Source organism: Glycomyces sp. NPDC049804 (assembly GCF_040674615.1).
Classification (GTDB): domain Bacteria; phylum Actinomycetota; class Actinomycetes; order Mycobacteriales; family Micromonosporaceae; genus Glycomyces; species Glycomyces niveus.
Window position 1 is genome coordinate 288326 of the sequence record NZ_JBFAMQ010000006.1, and the last position, 17326, is coordinate 305651.

Consider the following 17326-nt stretch of genomic DNA (forward strand, 5'->3'; position numbering starts at 1 on the left):
AAGGCCATCGCCGTGATCGAAGCCGAACGCGAAGCCCGCGTTGACCACCCCGACCAGATTCGCCCCGCCCTCGCGTGCTCGCCGAACCCGAGCACGCGACCTACCGCGGCACCTACTTCGACTGGCCCGACACCCGGCTCGACGCCGAAGGCACCGTGGTTCGCCTGCGAACTTCGAGACGGCGGCCGGGGCCCGGCACGTCCTCACATACAAGCAGCCCGCCGTCAACGAATCCGGATCCAAACCCGAACAAGAGATGACAGTCGCCGACCCCGCCCCGGTCGCGGCCACGCTCACGGGTTTGGGCGTGGTCACCTTGGTGGCGTTGACGAAAGCGTGCGGCGAACGCATCATGACCCGGTGCAAGGTTTCGAGGCTTGAGTATCTGTCGCACCGCAGAGCTGACGGGCAAGAGTGCGAGCGCCTGGAGCCGGATCGAGCACGGCCTCCGCGGCGCCGACAACCTCTAGATCCTCGCTTCCGTGCCAGCGTGGTACGCCTCGCTTGGCACTTCCCGGTCATCGACCTCTCCAACGCCAGCCGTGCTGTGCTATTGCGGCTCAACGACTTCGCCAGGCTTTCTTCTACGAAGCCCCTCCGAGCGCATCCGCCGAGGCCTACAAGCCCGCGCCTGAGGTCTACCTCCCGGCCTCGACGCCGCCGACTGCGAGCCTGAGCGGGTGTTGACGGATGCGGCCCGCTCGTGGGATCTGCTTGCAAGCGGTCAGCATGGGAACCGCTTACGTGGCACGGGCCGTCTGCGAGCCGCCCTGGGAGACCGACACCTTCTTCGCGGGCCTCGATTTCCTGACCGCGGCCTTGCGGGCGCTCTGACCCGGGGCCGAGCGCCTCGCCCGGGACCGGTCCCTGACCGCTCGTGGTGTTCTGGGATGCCATCGACCGAGGAGCGCCCGTGTACCCCGAGGATCCGCATTCGTCGTCGCCGCTGCCGCCTCGATTGGAGCGGCGGGCACGGCCCCCGTTCGTCCCCAGACCGGTCGACCCGATCGCCGCCGTCGCCGCGAACGCCACCGCGCTCGGGTTCGGCTACCTGCTCATGCGCCGCCGCCGCCTGGCGGCCACCGCGATCACCGGCACCGCGTTCCTGCTCTTCGCTCTCGCCGCCGAGCCCGACAGCCTGCCATGGCGACTCCTGTTCGGACTTTGGTGGCTCCTGGTGTGCCTGCACGCCTGGTACCTCACCCGCGGCACCGACCCCGCGCTGCTCGGTGACCGCCGACGCGCACGCCTGCTCGCGATCGGCGCGGCCGGGCTCGCCCTGCTCGTGCTCGCCGGGTTCCGGACCGACGCCTGGCTGGCGGTGCGCAGCGCCGAGGACGCCCACGCCGCAGGTGACTGCGAAGCGGCCGTCGAGACCCTCGATCGGCTCGGGCCGTGGCATCGGATCGCCTTCGGCGCCAAGGTCCTCGAAGGGGAAGAGCAGTCGGCGGCGTGCCGCCTGCTCAACGAGGCCCGCGCCGAGGGCGCTGAACTCGGTGCCGACACGATGCTGACCTACATGGACCACCCCGAGGCGCGCTGGGACGGCGCCGGAGTGGAGCGCGCCGGGATGCTCTTCGACGCCGCCCGGGGAGGCGGTGCCGCCACCTACTCCGAACTCGAGTCCGGTTTCCAACAGCTCATCGATACCCTCGAGGACTCCCCGGGCCAGACCGATCGCGTCCGCGAAACGGTCGAGCAGTTCATGGCCGACCTCGACCAGGACACCGATGCCTGCGACGCTCTTGCCATCGACGACTGGATCGGCGAGCAGATCTGGGAGGCGCCTGCACTCACCGAACCGATCGCCGCGGCCGCCGAAGCCGTACCGCTCCGCCTCCTCGCCTGCGCCCGCTACCGTTCAGCTGACGATCTCACCGGGTCGCAGGCGGTATATCAGCGGTTCCTCACCGAGTATCCCGACCATGCCGAACATCAGGCCGCCGTCGACGAGCTGTACGCCGTCGACTCCCGCATCGAGTACGCGAGGGTGACCGCCCTGCTCGAAGCCGACGAGTACTGCGGGCCCCCCGCGCCCTGGCGTGACGCCCCGGCGCACGAGGGCGGGAGTCCGCATCCGATGTGGGTGATCGGGCTGAGTCCGGGGCAGTACGACTTCCCCGCTGAATGGACCTCTGACACCGTCGACGCCACCCAGTTGGTCGTCTGCGTCGAGGGTCCCGAGAAGGGCGAGCACCTCGAATCCTGCTTCTACGAGAGCGACGCCGCCGTCGGGGGCTACCGGGAAGTCGACTTCTATGCGACCCGCATCAAGGTCGAGGTCTACGAGCTCAGGACCGGCGAGCGGATCGATTCCTACACCGTGCAGTTCGACGGCGACCCCTGCCCGGAGGTCCTGGAGTACTCGTACTACTACGCCGACCTCGGCCCGCCCGGAAGCGTCGAAGCCGAGGTCAGCGACGGCCAGGTCCGCAGCGCCTTCGAACGCCTGCAGGACTGACCCTGGCGTCCGGGATCAGCCCGGGTTGGGGCCCTGCTCAGCAGGCTGCTTCAAGTTCGCGCATGACGTTCAACGCGACTGGAGGCAGCAGTAGGACTTCACCACGACGTTCGACGAGCAGTGGTGCGGGCAGCTGTGGTCGACGATCACGGAAGGCTCCCCAGTCTCACCGGCTTCACCGGCCGGGGTTCCGGGCGGGACCGGTCCCGGGGACCTCCTGCCAGACTTGGGGATGCCTCTCATGCGCTATCCGTGGCTGTCGGCCGAGCGGCGTCGTCGGCTGCGCGGTTTTCCCCAGGACCTTCCTCAGGGGCTCGAGGGCGTCGGTGCGGGGATCGACGCCGTTCGTGAGTCGTTCGAGGCGCCCGAGGCGCGTGTGCTGCGGGGGCAGTGGCCCGGCGGCTCCGATTGGTACTTCCGTGCCCGTCAACCTCTCGCGCAAGTCGTCTATTTCCCCGCCCGAGTCAATTGGCTTTGCGAGGATCTCCGGGAAGAGGCACGCAAGGTGGCGCCCGTCGCGGTGCCGCTGTCGCCACCGGTCGAGCCGACTCACCCCCTCCACATCGAGCCTCCTGACGCTCTGCAGGTGCTGTCCGGGTGGGGGTACTCCACTCTGCAGCGGTCGGAATGGCGTGCGCAGCCGCCGAAGCGGATTCGGCGGTGGCTCGAAGCGGCGCGAGCGTACGTGGCCCGTCAGGCCGAGATCATCGCCGGCCTGAGCGATTGGGCGGGCTCGGCGGCGGAGCTCAAGTCGAGGGACCCGCGGAACGCCAGACGTCTTGTGGAGGCGTTCGGACCGCAGCGCGAAGCACTGGATGGGTTGCTGGAGGCGAGCGCGGGGTACGAGGCGGAGCTGCAGTCGATTCGGAAGTTCGCCCCTGGGCACGATCGGCCCTGGTACGAGGACCCGCATGACCCGGTCAATCAGCTGTGGGAGTGGGGGAGGAGCAGAAGGTGGGCCGTGGTCCCCAGTGGGCGGCGTGGTGTGCGCATCCTGAACAGCGAGGCAGACGGGGTGCGGCTCAAGTGGGTCGAAGGGAAGCCTGTCCTGAAGGTTGACGGGCTTGCATTCTGGGCCGTGTCGCTGGAGTCGATCGCTGGCAGGCTGAAGAGTGATGACGTCCCTGCGGCGGTGCCGGTCTGGGACGAGCCGTCCCTCGGATTCGCCGATGCGGCGGTCGCCAAGCGCTGGAAGCGCGTGCGCCATGAGCACAACCTGCCCGGGGACTTCGCGTCGGCTTGGCTCGCGCTTTTCGGCACCGACCATCGGACCGGGCGCATCAGCGAACCTTGGGGCGATCGCGTACGTCCCCGCACCGCCCGCTCGGCCTACGGCAACTGGGGTGGTGGAGGCGGCGGCTTCGACGGGTCGGCGATCGCCGGAGCCGACTCCGGAGGGAGCGACGGTGGCGGCGGCGGTGAATGAGCGCCCGACCAGTGCAGGTATCCGTATCGAACGGGGACAGGCGACTACGGAGCGACCCTGGTGTGTTTGAGCATCCCGGGCGGCCGTTATCAGGCCCGTTCGCCCGCTCGCTGCGGCAGTGCCGTTTGGGTAGATCGGACTCTTGGTATGCGACGGTGGCCCGGCCTTGGGCCGGGCCACCGGTATGTCAGATGGCCACCAGGAATGTCAGGGCACTCAGGCCCGGCCCTCTCGCGTCCGGCTTCGCTTGAGTGCCAACATGCCTGCGCCGAGAAGCGCCACAGCGACGGCGACGAACGCGGCGAGGGGCAGGCCCGTTGTCGGCAGCGTCGGCGCGGTCGAATCGCGGTCTGAGTCGGCACTTGCGTCCGTGGCCGAGTCCGGCGAGTTCGCGACCGGGTCGGCTGACGGGGTCGGATCCGTGCTCGGCGCGGCGTCGATCGCGGGCAGTTCGACTTCGAGCAGGAGTGTCGGCGGCGCGCTGTCTTCGACGGTGAGCTCAAGGAAGACGTCCTCGGGTACGGTGATGTCACCGACGGCCGCGATACGGACCGTCGAGTCCCCTACACCCATCTGGCCGGTCTGCACTTCGGGGTTGCCGCTGGTCCCGGTTCCGGTACCGCCGCCCAGGCTCGTGACCACGGCGATCTCGTACTGCGTCGAGGGGTCCGCGACCCCGGGCGGGACGCCGATGTCGACGATCCACTCCGCATCGACGTCCTCAGCTTCCGGCTCGGGCGCCACGCCGTCGTTGACGACGATGCCGACGCCGTAGTCGACCTCGGGGATCGCTTCGGGTTCGGGCGGCAGCGGCGCGGTGCAGTCGCCCAGCTCGACCGCGTGCTGGAGTGCGTTCTTCAACCCTCGGCCCTCGTTGCGTTTGCCGTCGGCGGTGACGGTGCGGTCGGATTGGGCTTTGAGCTTGACTCGTTCGGTGTCGCCGGGGACGGTTTGCACGGCGGTGAGCGAACCTTCGCCGGTCCGGGGCAGGACGGCGCCGACTTGCAGGGAGCCGTCCAGTGCGGCGTCCTCCCAGGGGCCGAAGTCGTCGGCGCCGATCTGGGTGAGGACTTCGGCGACGGTGTAGGTGTAGTCGTCTGGTGCATTGACGGTGTCGGTGGTGTCGGTGAGCGACCACTCGAGTTCCCACTCGAAGTCGGCGTTGCAAGTGGCCGAGGCGAGTTCGAGGGCCGGCGGTGTCCACTGCTCTTGCGCCTGGGCCGGGACCGCGAGTGCGGCAGCGCCGGCCAAGCCGAGAGCAGCGGTGGTGGATATTTTGGACAGTGCGTGTCGCATCATGACAGAGTGCCCCACTGCGGCGCCTGCGGTGGTGAAAACCGTCGGAGTCGCTGTGTCGCCTGCGCAGTCGGAGATGCTCAGGTGTGCTAGGCCTGAGCGTCTGCTCTTCCGCGCGGTCCTTGAGGTCGTCAGGCCACTCGGACCGGTAGAGCCGGTGCCATTACGTGGCACCGGATTCGACTGCGCATCCGAGGGCTTGCTGAGGATCGGGGCGGATGCGCCGCAGCCAGCGCCCCAGGCGAGCACTTTCAGTTTCGACGAGTTAGCAGCGAGCTGCACTTGACCCGCGTGGGTGGGTTTTCGCTTCCGTGAAGCGGTCATGATCGCCCAGGTCTCGTCCTTTGCGGCACCAGTGAAGGCGGGTCGCGACCGCAAGGTCGCGACCCGCATCATTTGGCGTTACTTGAGCAAGGGATGCCGTTTGACGACGGGAAGGTCGCCCCAGCTCTTGCCGAGGCCGAGGGTGTCCTCGGCGCGGGCGAGGGCGAGGCCGATCAGGAGTCCGGCGTAGATGAGGTGGTCGTCCATGAACGGGTTGTTCTCGGGCCACAGCGCCGCGGTCCACATCAGGATCAACAGGAGGGCGCCGGTGGCGGCGGCGACGCGCATGCCGATGCCCAGGAGGAGGGCGAGGCCGATGCCGAGGAGTCCGAGCATGAAGAGCCAGTCGGCGAAGGCGTTGCCGGCCATGCCCTGGTAGAACTCGGCGAAGGGGCCCTTGGTGCCGTGGGTGAGGAACCCGGCGGTCGGGCTGCCGCCCTCGAGCCAGGCGGCCTCCTTCTCGGTGGCGAACCCGAGGCCGAAGGTCTTGTCCAGGAAGGCCCACAGGAAGACCCAGCCCAAAGCGATGCGCAGGCCGGCCCAGACGTAGGCGGCAGGGGTGGTCGTGGTGGCGGTTCGCTCGGTGGCGTTGACGGTGGCCATCGGAGTTCCTTTCGATTCGGGCACCGCGTTCCGGTGACATTTCAATGAAACCGCAGTTCAGGACGGTCATGGAGAGGGCGGAGGGCGGGTCTTGCAGGGACGAAGGTCCCACCGCGGGAGCGGGAAAGGCGGCCGTCCCCTCCCGGGACGGCCGCCTGGAACGATCGGCGCGGAAGGCCGGGGTCAGCTCTCCTCCACCGGCTCCGACATGGCCTTCGACAAGCCCCTCAAGCCGAGGCTCACCGCGTCCTGTCGGAGACCGCCGTGGACGGGATGTCCCGCCCGGAACCGCTGAGGCAGGTAGGCGCCGAGCGTCTTCTTGCCCAGGTGCCAGATGGGGGAGACGCCCACGCGTCGCCCCTCGCCGGACCGGTCGGGCTCGCCGGTCATCGCCAGGGGCGTCCGCGCGAACACCGCCTCGTCGAGCATTTCGAGGACGAACAGCCCGACAGGGTCGAACCGGCGGGGCTCCGCCACCGAGGCGGGGTCGATGCGCGCGGCGATGTCGTCGGCGACCGCGTCGGCCTGGAGCAGCGAGAGGTAGCCGAGCTTGACGGGGAAGTCACCGGCGTCGCCGGGGGCGTAGACGGCGTCGGTGCGCCGCACCCGCCGGGTTTCGGCGTCGGTCAGCAGGAACCCGTTGCGGTCCTTGGGCAAACCCTCGTAGTCGACGGCGGCGGCGTGGGGCGCGGTGGAGACGAGCACGTCGAAGGTGTGCGCGGTGCCGTCGGCGAAGCGGACCCGGTGCGGCTCGACCTCCGTGACGACCGATCTGGCGTGGCTGATGATGCCGCGCGAGGCGAACTTCTCGCCGATCACGGGGTGCAGGCCGGCGCCGAGCGCCTCCATGTAGCGGTCTTCGAACGTGGCGAACGTCAGGCAGACCCGGTCGCGGACGCGGGAGCGGCGCAGCCAGGTCTCCAGCATGAACGCGAGCTCGTACACCGGACCGGGCCAGCAGTTGCCCGGCGGGACCAGGAACAGCGCGTGCTGCGGCGAACCGTCGACGGCCGCGTCGCGCAAGCGCCGCAGTGTCCGGCCGAGCTCGCGCATCTGGTGCAGGGAACCGACGAGGTGGGCGTGCTCGGCGAGGCCCGGGACCCGCTCGGGCCGCATCGCCGCGCCTGTGGCCAGGACCAGGAAGTCGTAGTCGAGGGTGCGCCCGTCGGTGAGCACGAGCCGCTTCGGCTCGGTCTCGACCCACGCCACCGCGCCGTGCTCCACCGTGATTCCCTGCCGCTGTGCCGGCGACGCGACCGGGATCTGCAGGTCGTCTTCGGCGCCGCCGAAGGGCACGTAGACGGTGCCGGGCCGGAATTCGAAGTCGTCCCGGTCCGCCACCAGTGCCAGCTCGACCCGGTCGCCCAGGCGCCGGCGAAGGGTGAAGAGCGTTTCCATGCCGGCCAGGCCTGCGCCGACGGCGACCACTCGGGGCTTGGTGTCCATGGTTTCCTCCAGAAGTCGGTTCACCTGTCCATGCCACCACCCAGGGCGGATCCGCCACAGCGACCAAACGCCCCGAACGCAGGGACCTGGGTCCCTTCGGTCCGGCGCGGGGAGACGCCGACGGGCCGCGACCAGCGGTCGCGGCCCGTTCAGGTTCGGCCGGTGTTCAGTCGCGGACCACGACGACCGGGCAGCCGGCGTGGGTCACGCAGTGGAGGCTGACCGAGCCGAGCAGCGTCCCCGCCAGCGCCCCGCGGCCGCGGCTGCCGACGACCAGGAGGTCGGCGGTCTGCGAGCGTTCGACGAGGACCTTGGGCGGATACCCCTGCATCGTCACCGCTTCGAGGGGCGCATCGGTCCGGTCGACGAGGACTTCGTCGATCGACCCTTGCAGCGCGCGCTTGGCGGTGTCCTCGAAGGACTCTCCGGGCATGTCGGGGATCGGCACGCCGTACTCGTTGGGTATCTGCCAGACGTGCAGCGCCTCGACGACCGCACCGAGCCGATCGGCATGGTCTATCGCCCACCGCAGCGCGTCCAAGGACGCCCGCGAGCCGTCGATCGCCACCACGATGCGTTCAGGTTGCCGGTCCATCATTGATTGCTCCTTATGAGACTGAAGAGGTTCGCGCCGGAGGTCGCTCCAGCGGTCCTGCTGTGATGTTCGGTTCGCGGATCGCTCCTTGGTCGAGCGTCACCGGATGGAGACCGGCGCCGTCGCGTTCGAACGCCGTCAGGTTCGCGATCGTCGTGGCGGCGATCGCCTCGATGGCCTCGGCGGTGAAGAACGCCTGGTGCCCGGTGATGAGCACGTTCGGGAAGGCGTTGAGCCGGTCGAAGGCGTCGTCGCCGATGACCTGGTCGGACAGGTCCTCGAAGAACAGCCCGGCCTCCTCCTCGTACACGTCCAGTCCGAGGTGGCCGATCCGGCCGCTCTTGAGGCCCTCGATCACCGCGCCCGTTTCCACGAGCGCCCCGCGGCTGGTGTTCACCAGCATCGCCCCCGGGCGCATGAGCGCGATCCGCTCGCGGTCGACCAGATGGAACGTCTCGGGTGTGAGCGGGCAATGGAGGGACACGATGTCCGACGCCGCCAGGAGCTCCTCAAGGGACACGTACTCGGCGCCGGCCCCGCGAGCCGCATCGCTCGGGTACGGGTCGCAGGCGAGGACCCTGCAGCCGAACCCGGCCATGATCCTGATGAAGCACCGCCCGATCCTCCCGGTCCCGACGACACCGACGGTGCGGCCGTGCAGATCGAAGCCGAGGAGGCCCGTCAGTGCGAAGTTGTGCTCGCGGACGCGGTTGTAGGCGCGGTGCGTCTTGCGGTTGAGCGCAAGGACCAACGCCGCGCAGTGCTCGGCGACCGCGTACGGCGAGTAGTCCGGCACCCGCGCGACCGCGATCCCGGCCTCGGCGGCGGCCCGCAGGTCGACGTGGTTGAATCCGGCCGACCGCAGCGCGGCGAACCGCACCCCGCGCTCGGCCAGGACCCGCAGTGCCGCGGCGTCGAGGTCGTCGTTCACGAACGCGCACACCGCTTCGCAGCCCTCGGCCAGCGCGGCGGTGTCGCGGTTCAGGCGTGACTCCAGGAACACCAGGTCGTGGGCGCCGCTGCGGTCGGCGCCGCTCAAGGACGTCTTGTCGTACGGCTTGGTGCTGAACACGGCCACCCTCACGGCGGGCCTCCCTTCACTGCGGTGCGGAGCGGCGCACCCTCGCCGCTCCGCACCGGCCTCACTCGGTGCCGCGGAACACCAGGACCGGGCAGTGGGCGTGGGTGACGCAGTGCTGGCTCACCGAGCCGAGGATCGCTCCGACGAACCCGCCGTGGCCGCGCGAACCGACCACCAGCATCTGCGCGTGCTCGGCCTCCTTGAGGAGGATCTTCGCGGGGTGGCCTTCGACGACGCGCCGCTCCACGCGCACTTCGGGGTGGGCCGCCGCGGCCTCGTCGACCACCTGCTTGAGTTCGCGCTTGGCCTCGTCGGCGAATTCGGCCGCGGGCAGCACCATCGCAGCGGTCCCGTAGTTGGCCGGGATCTCCCAGGCCAGGACCGCCGTCACCGGCAGGCCCGCCGTGTCTGCGTAGCCGAGTGCCCATTGCAGGGCCTGCTTCGACGAGGCCGAGCCGTCGACGCCGACGACGATGCCCTGCTCTCCATTGCGGTTCGACATGGACCGCTCCTTCCTCTCGGTCTCCAGTCTCACCGCGGGCGCGGGGTCGGATCAGGGGCCGAAGGTCCCCCTTCCGAGGGCCGGTGGTCACGAGGAGCGGATGCGGGTTCAGTGCGCGATGGTCAGGCGCAGCCCGGTGACGTGGCGGGGGCGGATGGCGATGACCGTGTCGTGGGGCCGGTCGATCCACGACTGGATCGGCCTGCCCACCTGGAAGGGGCGGGGGTCGTCGGAGACGTCGGTCGCGGTGCCGGTGACCAGCACGCTCCATCCGATGTGGCCGTGGGCCTGGATCTCGTCGCATTGGTAGGACACCGGCAGGCCGGGCTGCGCTCGGACGGTTCGGGCGAACGCCGAGTCGTGATGGGTGTAGACGAAGATGTCGCCGTCGATCACCGTGTGGTTCAACGGCCTGATGACCGGCAGGTCGTCGGCGATGAACGCGACCCGCCCGAACTCGGCGTGGATCAGGTATCCCATTGCGACGTTCGGCTCCAGCTCAACCGGCTCCCGCTCGTTGCCCACATCAGCCTCCGGGTTGTCCACCGCCGGCCGGCTCGCCGCTGGCGGCTCGGTTTCATGGCAGGAAGCTCGCGCCTCCGGTTCGACCGTAGCAGCGCCTTGACGGTCGACCCACGCGGTTGCGGAACCAGGGTGCGCCGACGTCGCCGCTGTCCGCCGATCCGAGGAGAGGGGCCACCGGAGCCCGCTCATCGTCGGGAGCCGCGGCCACGGGTCGTTCGGTTGGCCGGGGCTGCGTCGGCCACGCCGACGGTGCGGTCCTGGCCGGTTCGGCACCGGCCAGGTCGTCACCGGGGCGGTGACGACCGGCACTCGTTGCTGCGCTCACGAAGCGGCGCTGTCCGCGCGTATCCGCAGCCCTTTCTCAACGGCCACTACGAGACTCGCCGCCGCGGCGATGGCGAGGATGCGCAGCCACACGTCGACGCCGATGGGGGCGGTGTCGAACACCGCGTTCATCGCCGGCGCATAGGTGACGGCGAGCTGCCCGACCGCTTGGACGGCGAGTCCGACGATGATCCACGGGTTGGAGAAGAGGCCGACGCGCCACGGCGGTTGCGTCAACGACCGGCAGCTGAACAGGTAGAACGCCTGGACGGTGACGAAGACGTTCACGGCAGCGGTGCGGGCTTGCGCGATGTCGGCCCCGTTCGCGAGCTCCCAGTTGAACAGCCCCCACGCTCCGGCCACGAGCAGGACCGAGACCAGCGCGGTCCGGAACATCAGCGCCCCGGTGAACAGCGGCTGGCCGGGTTCTCGCGGCGGCCGGGTCATGATCCCGGGCTCCTTGGGCTCGAAGGCGAGCATGAGGCCGAGGGCGACCGCGGTGGTCATGTTGATCCACAGGATCTGGCTCGGCAGGATCGGCAGCGCCGCCCCGAACATGATGGCTGCCAGGATCACCAGGCCCTCGCCGAGGTTCGTGGGGAGGGTCCAGGTGATGAACTTGGTCAGGTTGTCGAAGACGCCGCGCCCTTCCTCGACGGCGGCTTCGACGGTCGCGAAGTCGTCGTCGGTGAGGACCATGTCGGCGGCCTCTTTGGCGACGTCGGTGCCGCCGGCGCCCATGGCGACGCCGATGCCCGCCTGCCGGAGCGCGGGAGCGTCGTTGACGCCGTCGCCGGTCATGGCGACCACGTGCCCGCGCTCCTGGAGGGCGGCGACCAGGCGCAGCTTCTGCTCGGGGGAGACGCGCGCGAACACGCCGGTCCGGTGCGCCACCTCGGCGAGCTCGTCGTCGGGGACGTCGGCCAGCTCGGCGCCGGTCAGGACGGCGCGGGCGTCGTCGGCCTCCAGCAGCCCCACTTGGCGGGCGATAGCGGTGGCGGTGGCCGCGTGGTCGCCGGTGATCATCTTGACGGCGATGCCCGCGCTCCGGCAGGCCGTGACCGCCGTGGCCGCCGCGGCACGGGGCGGGTCGAGCATGGCCTGCAGCCCGGTGAAGACCAGACCGTCGCCGAGGGCGAGTTCATCGAGGTGCCCGATGCCGTGCGGATCCGGGCTGTTCGGGCGCATGGCGGTGGCGAGCACGCGGAGCCCGCATTCGGCCAGCTCAGCCGCGGCGCTGGTCACGGAATGGTGATCGAGCGGCCGGGTCGTCCCGTCGGCGCCCATCTGCAGCGAGCAGCGCTCGAGCAGCCGTTCGACTGCCCCCTTGACCAGGACGAGCGCGGTGCCGTCGAGGTCGAGATGCGCGGTGGCCATGAACTGTCGCTCGGCGCTGAAGGGGAGGGTCGCGACTCGGGCCCATCGCGTGCGGACGGTGTCCGTGTCGAGGCCCCCTTTCGCGGCGGACGTGAGCATCGCCCCTTCGGTCGGATCGCCGACCACGCTCCAGACGCCGTCGCGGGCGGCGAGGCTGGCGTCGTTGCAGAGAGCACCGGTGAGCAGCGTCCAGTGCAGGGCCCTGTCGCGATCGGCGGCCGCGACTGCGCCCGCGCCGTCGCGCACGGTCCCCTCGGGGGCGTAGCCGGTGCCGCTGACCGCGTACCGGGCGCTGGGCGTCCAGACCGCTTGCACCGTCATCTGGTTCTCGGTGAGTGTGCCGGTCTTGTCAGTGCAGATCACCGTGGTGCTGCCGAGCGTCTCGACGGTCGGCAGGTGTCTGATGACGGCGCGGCGGCGCGCCATTCTGGACACGCCGATGGCGAGCGTGACCGTGACCGCGGCGGGGAGTCCTTCGGGGATCGCGCCGACGGCGAGAGCGATCGCCGCGGTGAACATCGCGACCGCGTCGTGCCCTCGCAGCAGCCCGACCGCGAAGGTGACGGCGGCCAAGAACAGGATGCCGAAGGTCAGCAGTCGGCTGAACCCGGCGAGCTTCGCCGTCAGCGGCGTGGTCAGGGTGTGTGCGGCGCCGATGAGCCGGTGGATCTCGCCGAGCTGGGTGCCGGTGCCGGTCGCGCACACGACGCCGGTGCCGGATCCCGAGGTGACGAGCGTGCCGGAGTACGCCATGTTGCGCCTGTCTGAAACGGGGAGGACGGCGGGCAGCGAGTCGACGTGCTTCTCCACCGGTTCGGATTCCCCGGTCAGCGCCGACTCGTCGACCCGCAGCTCGACCGCGTGCGTCAAGCGCAGGTCCGCCGGGACCTTGTCGCCGGCCTCGAGCCTGACCAGGTCGCCGGGGACCAGCGTCTCGGAGGGCACGGTGCGCTCGGTCCCGTCGCGGACGACTCTCGCGTCGGTGCGGACCATCGAGCGGAGCCCGGCGAGTTCGGCCTCGGCCTTGGACTCCTGGACGAGCCCGATGGCCGCGTTGACGATCACCACGCCGAAGATCACGGACGAGTCGACGTACTCGCCGAGCACCGCGGTGATCGCTCCGGCGGCGAGCAGCACGTATATCAGTGGATTGTGGACCTGCCGCAGGATTCGCACCGGCAGGCTGGTGCGAACGGCGGCGGGCAGGCTGTTGGGGCCGGTCCGGGCGAGCAGCGCGCTGGCGTCTTCTGTGGACAGTCCGGTGCGGGGATCGCTCCCCAGCAGGAGGAGCACCTCGGCGGCGGCGATGCGATGGTATTCGGGGGGCGCGCTCATGTCGATCGCGGTGGTCACAGCAGTGCTCCACTCGTGCAAGGGTTTTCCATGAATCGGCGGGATTCCGTCCTTGTCGGCGCTTCGCCCGGGGCGGCTTGTCTGCGTTCGCTCATGTCGCCAGCTTGGCCGAGCGGAGGACGATCCGGCAGGGGACGATGGTCCCGAGCCGGACAGCGTACGTCCCCCGGTTCGCGGATCGCCGCGACGGCAGTGCGAGAGGGACGGACCGATCCGGTCCGCCCCTCTCGCCCTGCGCTACAAGGACAGCGGCCGGCCGGGCCGCCAGTCGGCGACGGCCGGGTGGTCGACACCGTGCTCGCGGGTGTACTCGCGGCAGGCCAGGCGGGCGTCGACCATCTCCTGACGCAGCCCTGCGGCGGCCTGGCCGAGTCCCGGCACCCGGTCGATCACGTCGGTGACGAGGGTGAAGCGGTCGAGGTCGTTGAGCATGACCATGTCGAACGGCGTGGTCGTGGTGCCCTCCTCCTTGTAGCCGCGAACGTGGAGGTGCTCGTGCCCGGCGCGGCGGTAGGTGAGCCGGTGGATGAGCCACGGGTAGCCGTGGAAGGCGAAGATAACCGGCTTGTCGGTGGTGAACAGGGCGTCGTACTGCCGGTCGGGCATGCCGTGCGGGTGCTCGGTGTCGGGCTGGAGCCGCATGAGGTCCACGACGTTGACGACGCGGACCTTCAAGTGCGGCAGGTGGCGGCGCAGCAGGTCGGCCGCGGCGACGGTCTCCAGTGTGGGCACGTCGCCGGCGCAGGCGAGCACCACGTCGGGTTCGCCGTCCGCGCAGTTGGAGGCCCACTCCCAGATGCCCAGGCCCCTCGTGCAGTGGCGCACGGCCTCGTCCATGGTGAGCCAGTTCGGGGCCGGCTGCTTCCCGGTGACGACCACGTTCACGTACTGGCGGCTCAGCAGGCAGTGGTCCATCGTGGACAAAAGGGTGTTGGCGTCCGGCGGCAGGTACACCCGGACGACCTCGGCCTTCTTGTTGACCACGTGGTCGATGAAGCCGGGGTCCTGGTGGGAGAAGCCGTTGTGGTCCTGGCGCCACACGTGGCTCGACAAGAGGTAGTTGAGCGAGGCGATCGGGCGCCGCCACGGGATGCCGTTGGTGGTCTTGAGCCACTTGGCGTGCTGGTTGAACATGGAGTCGACCAGGTGGATGAACGCCTCGTAGCTGGTGAACAGCCCGTGCCGGCCGGTGAGCAGGTAGCCCTCGAGCCAGCCCTGGCACAGGTGCTCCGAGAGCACCTCCATGACCCGGCCGTCAGGGCCGAGGTGGTCGTCGCCGGGTTCGATGCGGGCGTTGAAGGCGCGGTCGGTGACCTCGAAGGCGGCGCCGAGCCGGTTGGAGGCAACCTCGTCGGGGCCGAAGAGCCGGAACCGGTCGGGGTTGGCGGCGATGACGTCGCGGACCCATGCGCCGAGGACCCGCGTGGCTTCGGCGTCCGTCCCGCCGGGCCGGTCGACCGCCACGCCGTACGCGCGGAAGTCCGGGAGCACCAGGTCGCGCAGCAGGAGGCCGCCGTTGGCGTGCGGGCTGGCGCTCATGCGCCGGTCGCCTCGGGGCGCGGCGGACCGCAGTTCGGCGGCCGGGGCGCCGGTCGCGTCGAACAGCTCCTCGGGGTGGTAGGACCGCAGCCAGTCCTCCAGGGCCGCGAGCTGGGCCGGGTCCTCCCGGACCGCCCCCAGGGGGACCTGGTGCGAGCGCCAGGTGCCTTCGACCGGCTTGCCGTCGAGTTCGCGCGGTCCCGTCCAGCCCTTCGGGGTGCGAAGCACGACCATGGGCCAGCGCGGCCGTTCCACACGGCCGCCGGAGCGGGCCTCGTGCTGGATCGCGTTGATGCGGTCGAAGGCGGTGTCGAGCGCCGCGGCGAGCGCGCGGTGGATCGTCGCGGGGTCGTCCCCTTCCACCAGGTGCGGGTCGTAGCCGAAGCCGCGCATCATCGACATGAGGTCGTCGCGGGGGATGCGGTCGAGCACGGTGGGATTGGCGATCTTGTAGCCGTTGAGGTTGAGGATCGGCAGGACCGCGCCGTCACGAGCGGGGTTGAGGAACACGTTCGAGAGCCAGGAGGCGGCCAGCGGGCCGGTCTCGGCCTCGCCGTCGCCGATGACGCAGGCGACCGTGAGGTCGGGGTTGTCGAAAGCGGCCCCGTAGGCGTGCATGAGCGAGTAGCCCAGCTCGCCCCCCTCGTGGATGGAGCCGGGCACCTCGGGCGCGGCGTGGCTGGGGACGCCGCCGGGGAAGGAGAACTGGCGGAACAGGCGCGCCATGCCGGCCTCATCGCGGCTGACGGACGGGTGGTGCTCGGAGTAGGTGCCCTCGAGCCAGGTGTTGGCGAGCATGGCGGGGCCGCCGTGGCCGGGCCCGGCCATGTAGACCATGTCGAGCCCCTTCTCGGTGATGCACCGGTTGAGATGCGCGTAGACCAGGTTGAGGGCGGGGCTGGTGCCCCAGTGGCCGAGCAGGCGCGGCTTGATGTGCTCGGGACGCAGCGGCTCCCGTAGGAGCGGGTTGTCGAGCAGGTAGATCTGGCCGACGGTGAGGTAGTTGGCGGCGCGCCAGTAGGCGTCGATCTGGCGCAGGCGCGCCTCGGTCAATGCCGCGGGGAGGGTGGTGTCCATCGGTGGCTCCGTTGGGGTAGTCGTTCTTCGGTGCGTCTCCAGCCTCGCCGCCGCGGCCGCCGCGCGGCAGGGACGGAAGTCCCCACTGCGCAGGCCCAAAGCCGGGCATCCCTTGTGCTCCGACCGGAAGTCGATACGATCGGGGCATGAAGCCCGCGCCGCCGGACCCGCACGGCCAACCGCCTCTGCGTCAACTGCCGATCGACGACCTGCTGGGGGAGTTGTCGTCGCGGATCGATGAGATCGTGCTGGGCCGGGAGCGGTTGCGGGCGCTGCTGGACGCGGTCATCAGCATCGGGTCCGACCTCGAGCTCGCGGCGATCCTCGACCGGATCGTGGCCGCGGCCTGCACGCTGGTGGACGCCCGCTACGGGGCGCTCGGCGTCCTGGACGACTCAGGGGGCCTGGCCGACTTCCGCACCCACGGCCTCACCGCCGAGGAGATCGCCGCACTCGGGGCACCGCCTGCCGGCAGGGGCATTCTGGGGCACATCATCGAGGTTCCCGAGCCGCTGCGGCTCGAAGACCTCTCGCAGCACCCCGCCTCAGTCGGGTTCCCGCCCGGTCATCCTCCGATGCGGACGTTCCTCGGCGTTCCGGTGAAGGTGGGCGACAAAGCCTGGGGGAACCTGTATCTGACCGACAAGCGCGGCGGCGGCATGTTCACCGACGACGACGAGGACATCATCAAGGCCCTCGCGGCGGCGGCCGGCGTCGCCATCGACAACGCCCGGTTGTACGGCCAGCTCGCCGCCTCGCAGGCCGAGCGGGAGCGCCTGGTCGTCTTCCGCGATCGCGACCGCATCGGGCGCGACCTCCACGACCTGGTCATTCAGCGGCTCTTCGCGACCGGGCTGCAGCTGCAGTCGATCGTGCACCTGGTCGGCGAGCCGGTGGCGGCCGAACGGGTCCACGCGGCGGTCGACGAGATCGACGGCGCCATCTCCGATCTGCGCGCGGCGATCTTCAGCCTCCACACCGACACCGACCAGGCGTTCTCGCAGACCGTCAGGGGCCTGGCCGGAGTGGTGCGCCACCACCTCGGCTTCGCCCCGCAGGTGGAGTTCTCAGGGCCGGTCGACGACGAGGTGCCCGAGCGGGTGCGGATCGAGATGCTCGCCATGCTGCGCGAGGCCCTGTCCAACGCCGCCCGCCACGCGAAGGCACGGCGTGTGACCGTAGCGATCGCGGTCGAGGAGGCGGCACTGCGAATGCGGGTGTCCGACGACGGGGTCGGCATCCCTGCGCGGGCGCCGCGCCGGGGACTGGCGAACCTCGCTTCCCGGACCGAGTCGCTCGGCGGCGAGTTCGCGATATTCCCGGCCGAACCGTCCGGCACCGAGCTGCGCTGGTCGATCCCGCTCGATCCGCCAGAGTGAGGGCGGGGCCGCGGTCGG

The 17326-nt window shown here is 70.3% G+C and carries 11 protein-coding genes and 1 pseudogene; 3 read left to right on the plus strand and 9 right to left on the minus strand.

Going from position 1 to position 17326, the window contains the following annotated elements; genetic code table 11:
* Positions 1 to 913 precede the first annotated feature (913 nt).
* A complete protein-coding gene (locus AB0K52_RS12450) occupies positions 914 to 2461 on the plus strand; it encodes a hypothetical protein (protein ID WP_363530261.1) in 1548 nt (515 codons plus the stop codon).
* 241 nt (positions 2462 to 2702) lie between these two features.
* The gene (locus AB0K52_RS12455) at positions 2703 to 3887 is read left to right on the plus strand and encodes a hypothetical protein (protein WP_363530264.1); all 1185 of its coding nucleotides are present in this window, start codon (positions 2703 to 2705) and stop codon (positions 3885 to 3887) included.
* Between the two features lie 216 nt (positions 3888 to 4103).
* Here AB0K52_RS12455 and AB0K52_RS12460 read toward each other — a convergent pair whose 3' ends face one another.
* The 9 genes and pseudogenes from AB0K52_RS12460 to AB0K52_RS12500 form a co-directional block, all read right to left on the minus strand.
* On the minus strand, positions 4104 to 5183 hold the full coding sequence (locus AB0K52_RS12460; protein WP_363530267.1) for a hypothetical protein: 1080 nt from the start codon (positions 5181 to 5183) through the stop codon (positions 4104 to 4106).
* 402 nt (positions 5184 to 5585) lie between these two features.
* Entirely contained in the window at positions 5586 to 6110 is a 525-nt protein-coding gene (locus AB0K52_RS12465; protein WP_363530270.1) for a hypothetical protein, read from the minus strand.
* 183 nt (positions 6111 to 6293) lie between these two features.
* The gene (locus AB0K52_RS12470; protein ID WP_363530273.1) at positions 6294 to 7556 is read right to left on the minus strand and encodes an FAD-dependent oxidoreductase; all 1263 of its coding nucleotides are present in this window, start codon (positions 7554 to 7556) and stop codon (positions 6294 to 6296) included.
* 166 nt (positions 7557 to 7722) lie between these two features.
* Complete coding sequence (locus AB0K52_RS12475) at positions 7723 to 8154, minus strand: universal stress protein (protein WP_363530276.1); 432 nt, start codon at positions 8152 to 8154, stop codon at positions 7723 to 7725.
* Between the two features lie 97 nt (positions 8155 to 8251).
* Positions 8252 to 9235: pseudogene (locus AB0K52_RS12480) on the minus strand (2-hydroxyacid dehydrogenase); the annotation flags it as partial.
* Positions 9236 to 9293: 58 nt separating this feature from the next.
* On the minus strand, positions 9294 to 9734 hold the full coding sequence (locus AB0K52_RS12485) for a universal stress protein (RefSeq protein ID WP_363530279.1): 441 nt from the start codon (positions 9732 to 9734) through the stop codon (positions 9294 to 9296).
* 108 nt (positions 9735 to 9842) lie between these two features.
* Positions 9843 to 10214, minus strand: coding sequence for a pyridoxamine 5'-phosphate oxidase family protein (locus AB0K52_RS12490; RefSeq protein ID WP_363530282.1), 372 nt, complete (start codon positions 10212 to 10214; stop codon positions 9843 to 9845).
* Between the two features lie 366 nt (positions 10215 to 10580).
* Positions 10581 to 13313 (minus strand): cation-transporting P-type ATPase, encoded by a 2733-nt coding sequence (locus AB0K52_RS12495; protein ID WP_363530285.1) that lies wholly within the window; start codon positions 13311 to 13313, stop codon positions 10581 to 10583.
* Between the two features lie 237 nt (positions 13314 to 13550).
* Positions 13551 to 15929, minus strand: coding sequence for a phosphoketolase family protein (locus AB0K52_RS12500; RefSeq protein WP_363530288.1), 2379 nt, complete (start codon positions 15927 to 15929; stop codon positions 13551 to 13553).
* Positions 15930 to 16075: 146 nt separating this feature from the next.
* Between AB0K52_RS12500 and AB0K52_RS12505 the strand changes: the two genes are divergently transcribed.
* Positions 16076 to 17308 carry a GAF domain-containing protein gene (locus AB0K52_RS12505; RefSeq protein ID WP_363530291.1) on the plus strand — a complete coding sequence of 411 codons (1233 nt, stop codon included), beginning with the start codon at positions 16076 to 16078 and terminating at the stop codon, positions 17306 to 17308.
* The last annotated feature ends 18 nt before the right edge of the window (positions 17309 to 17326 follow it).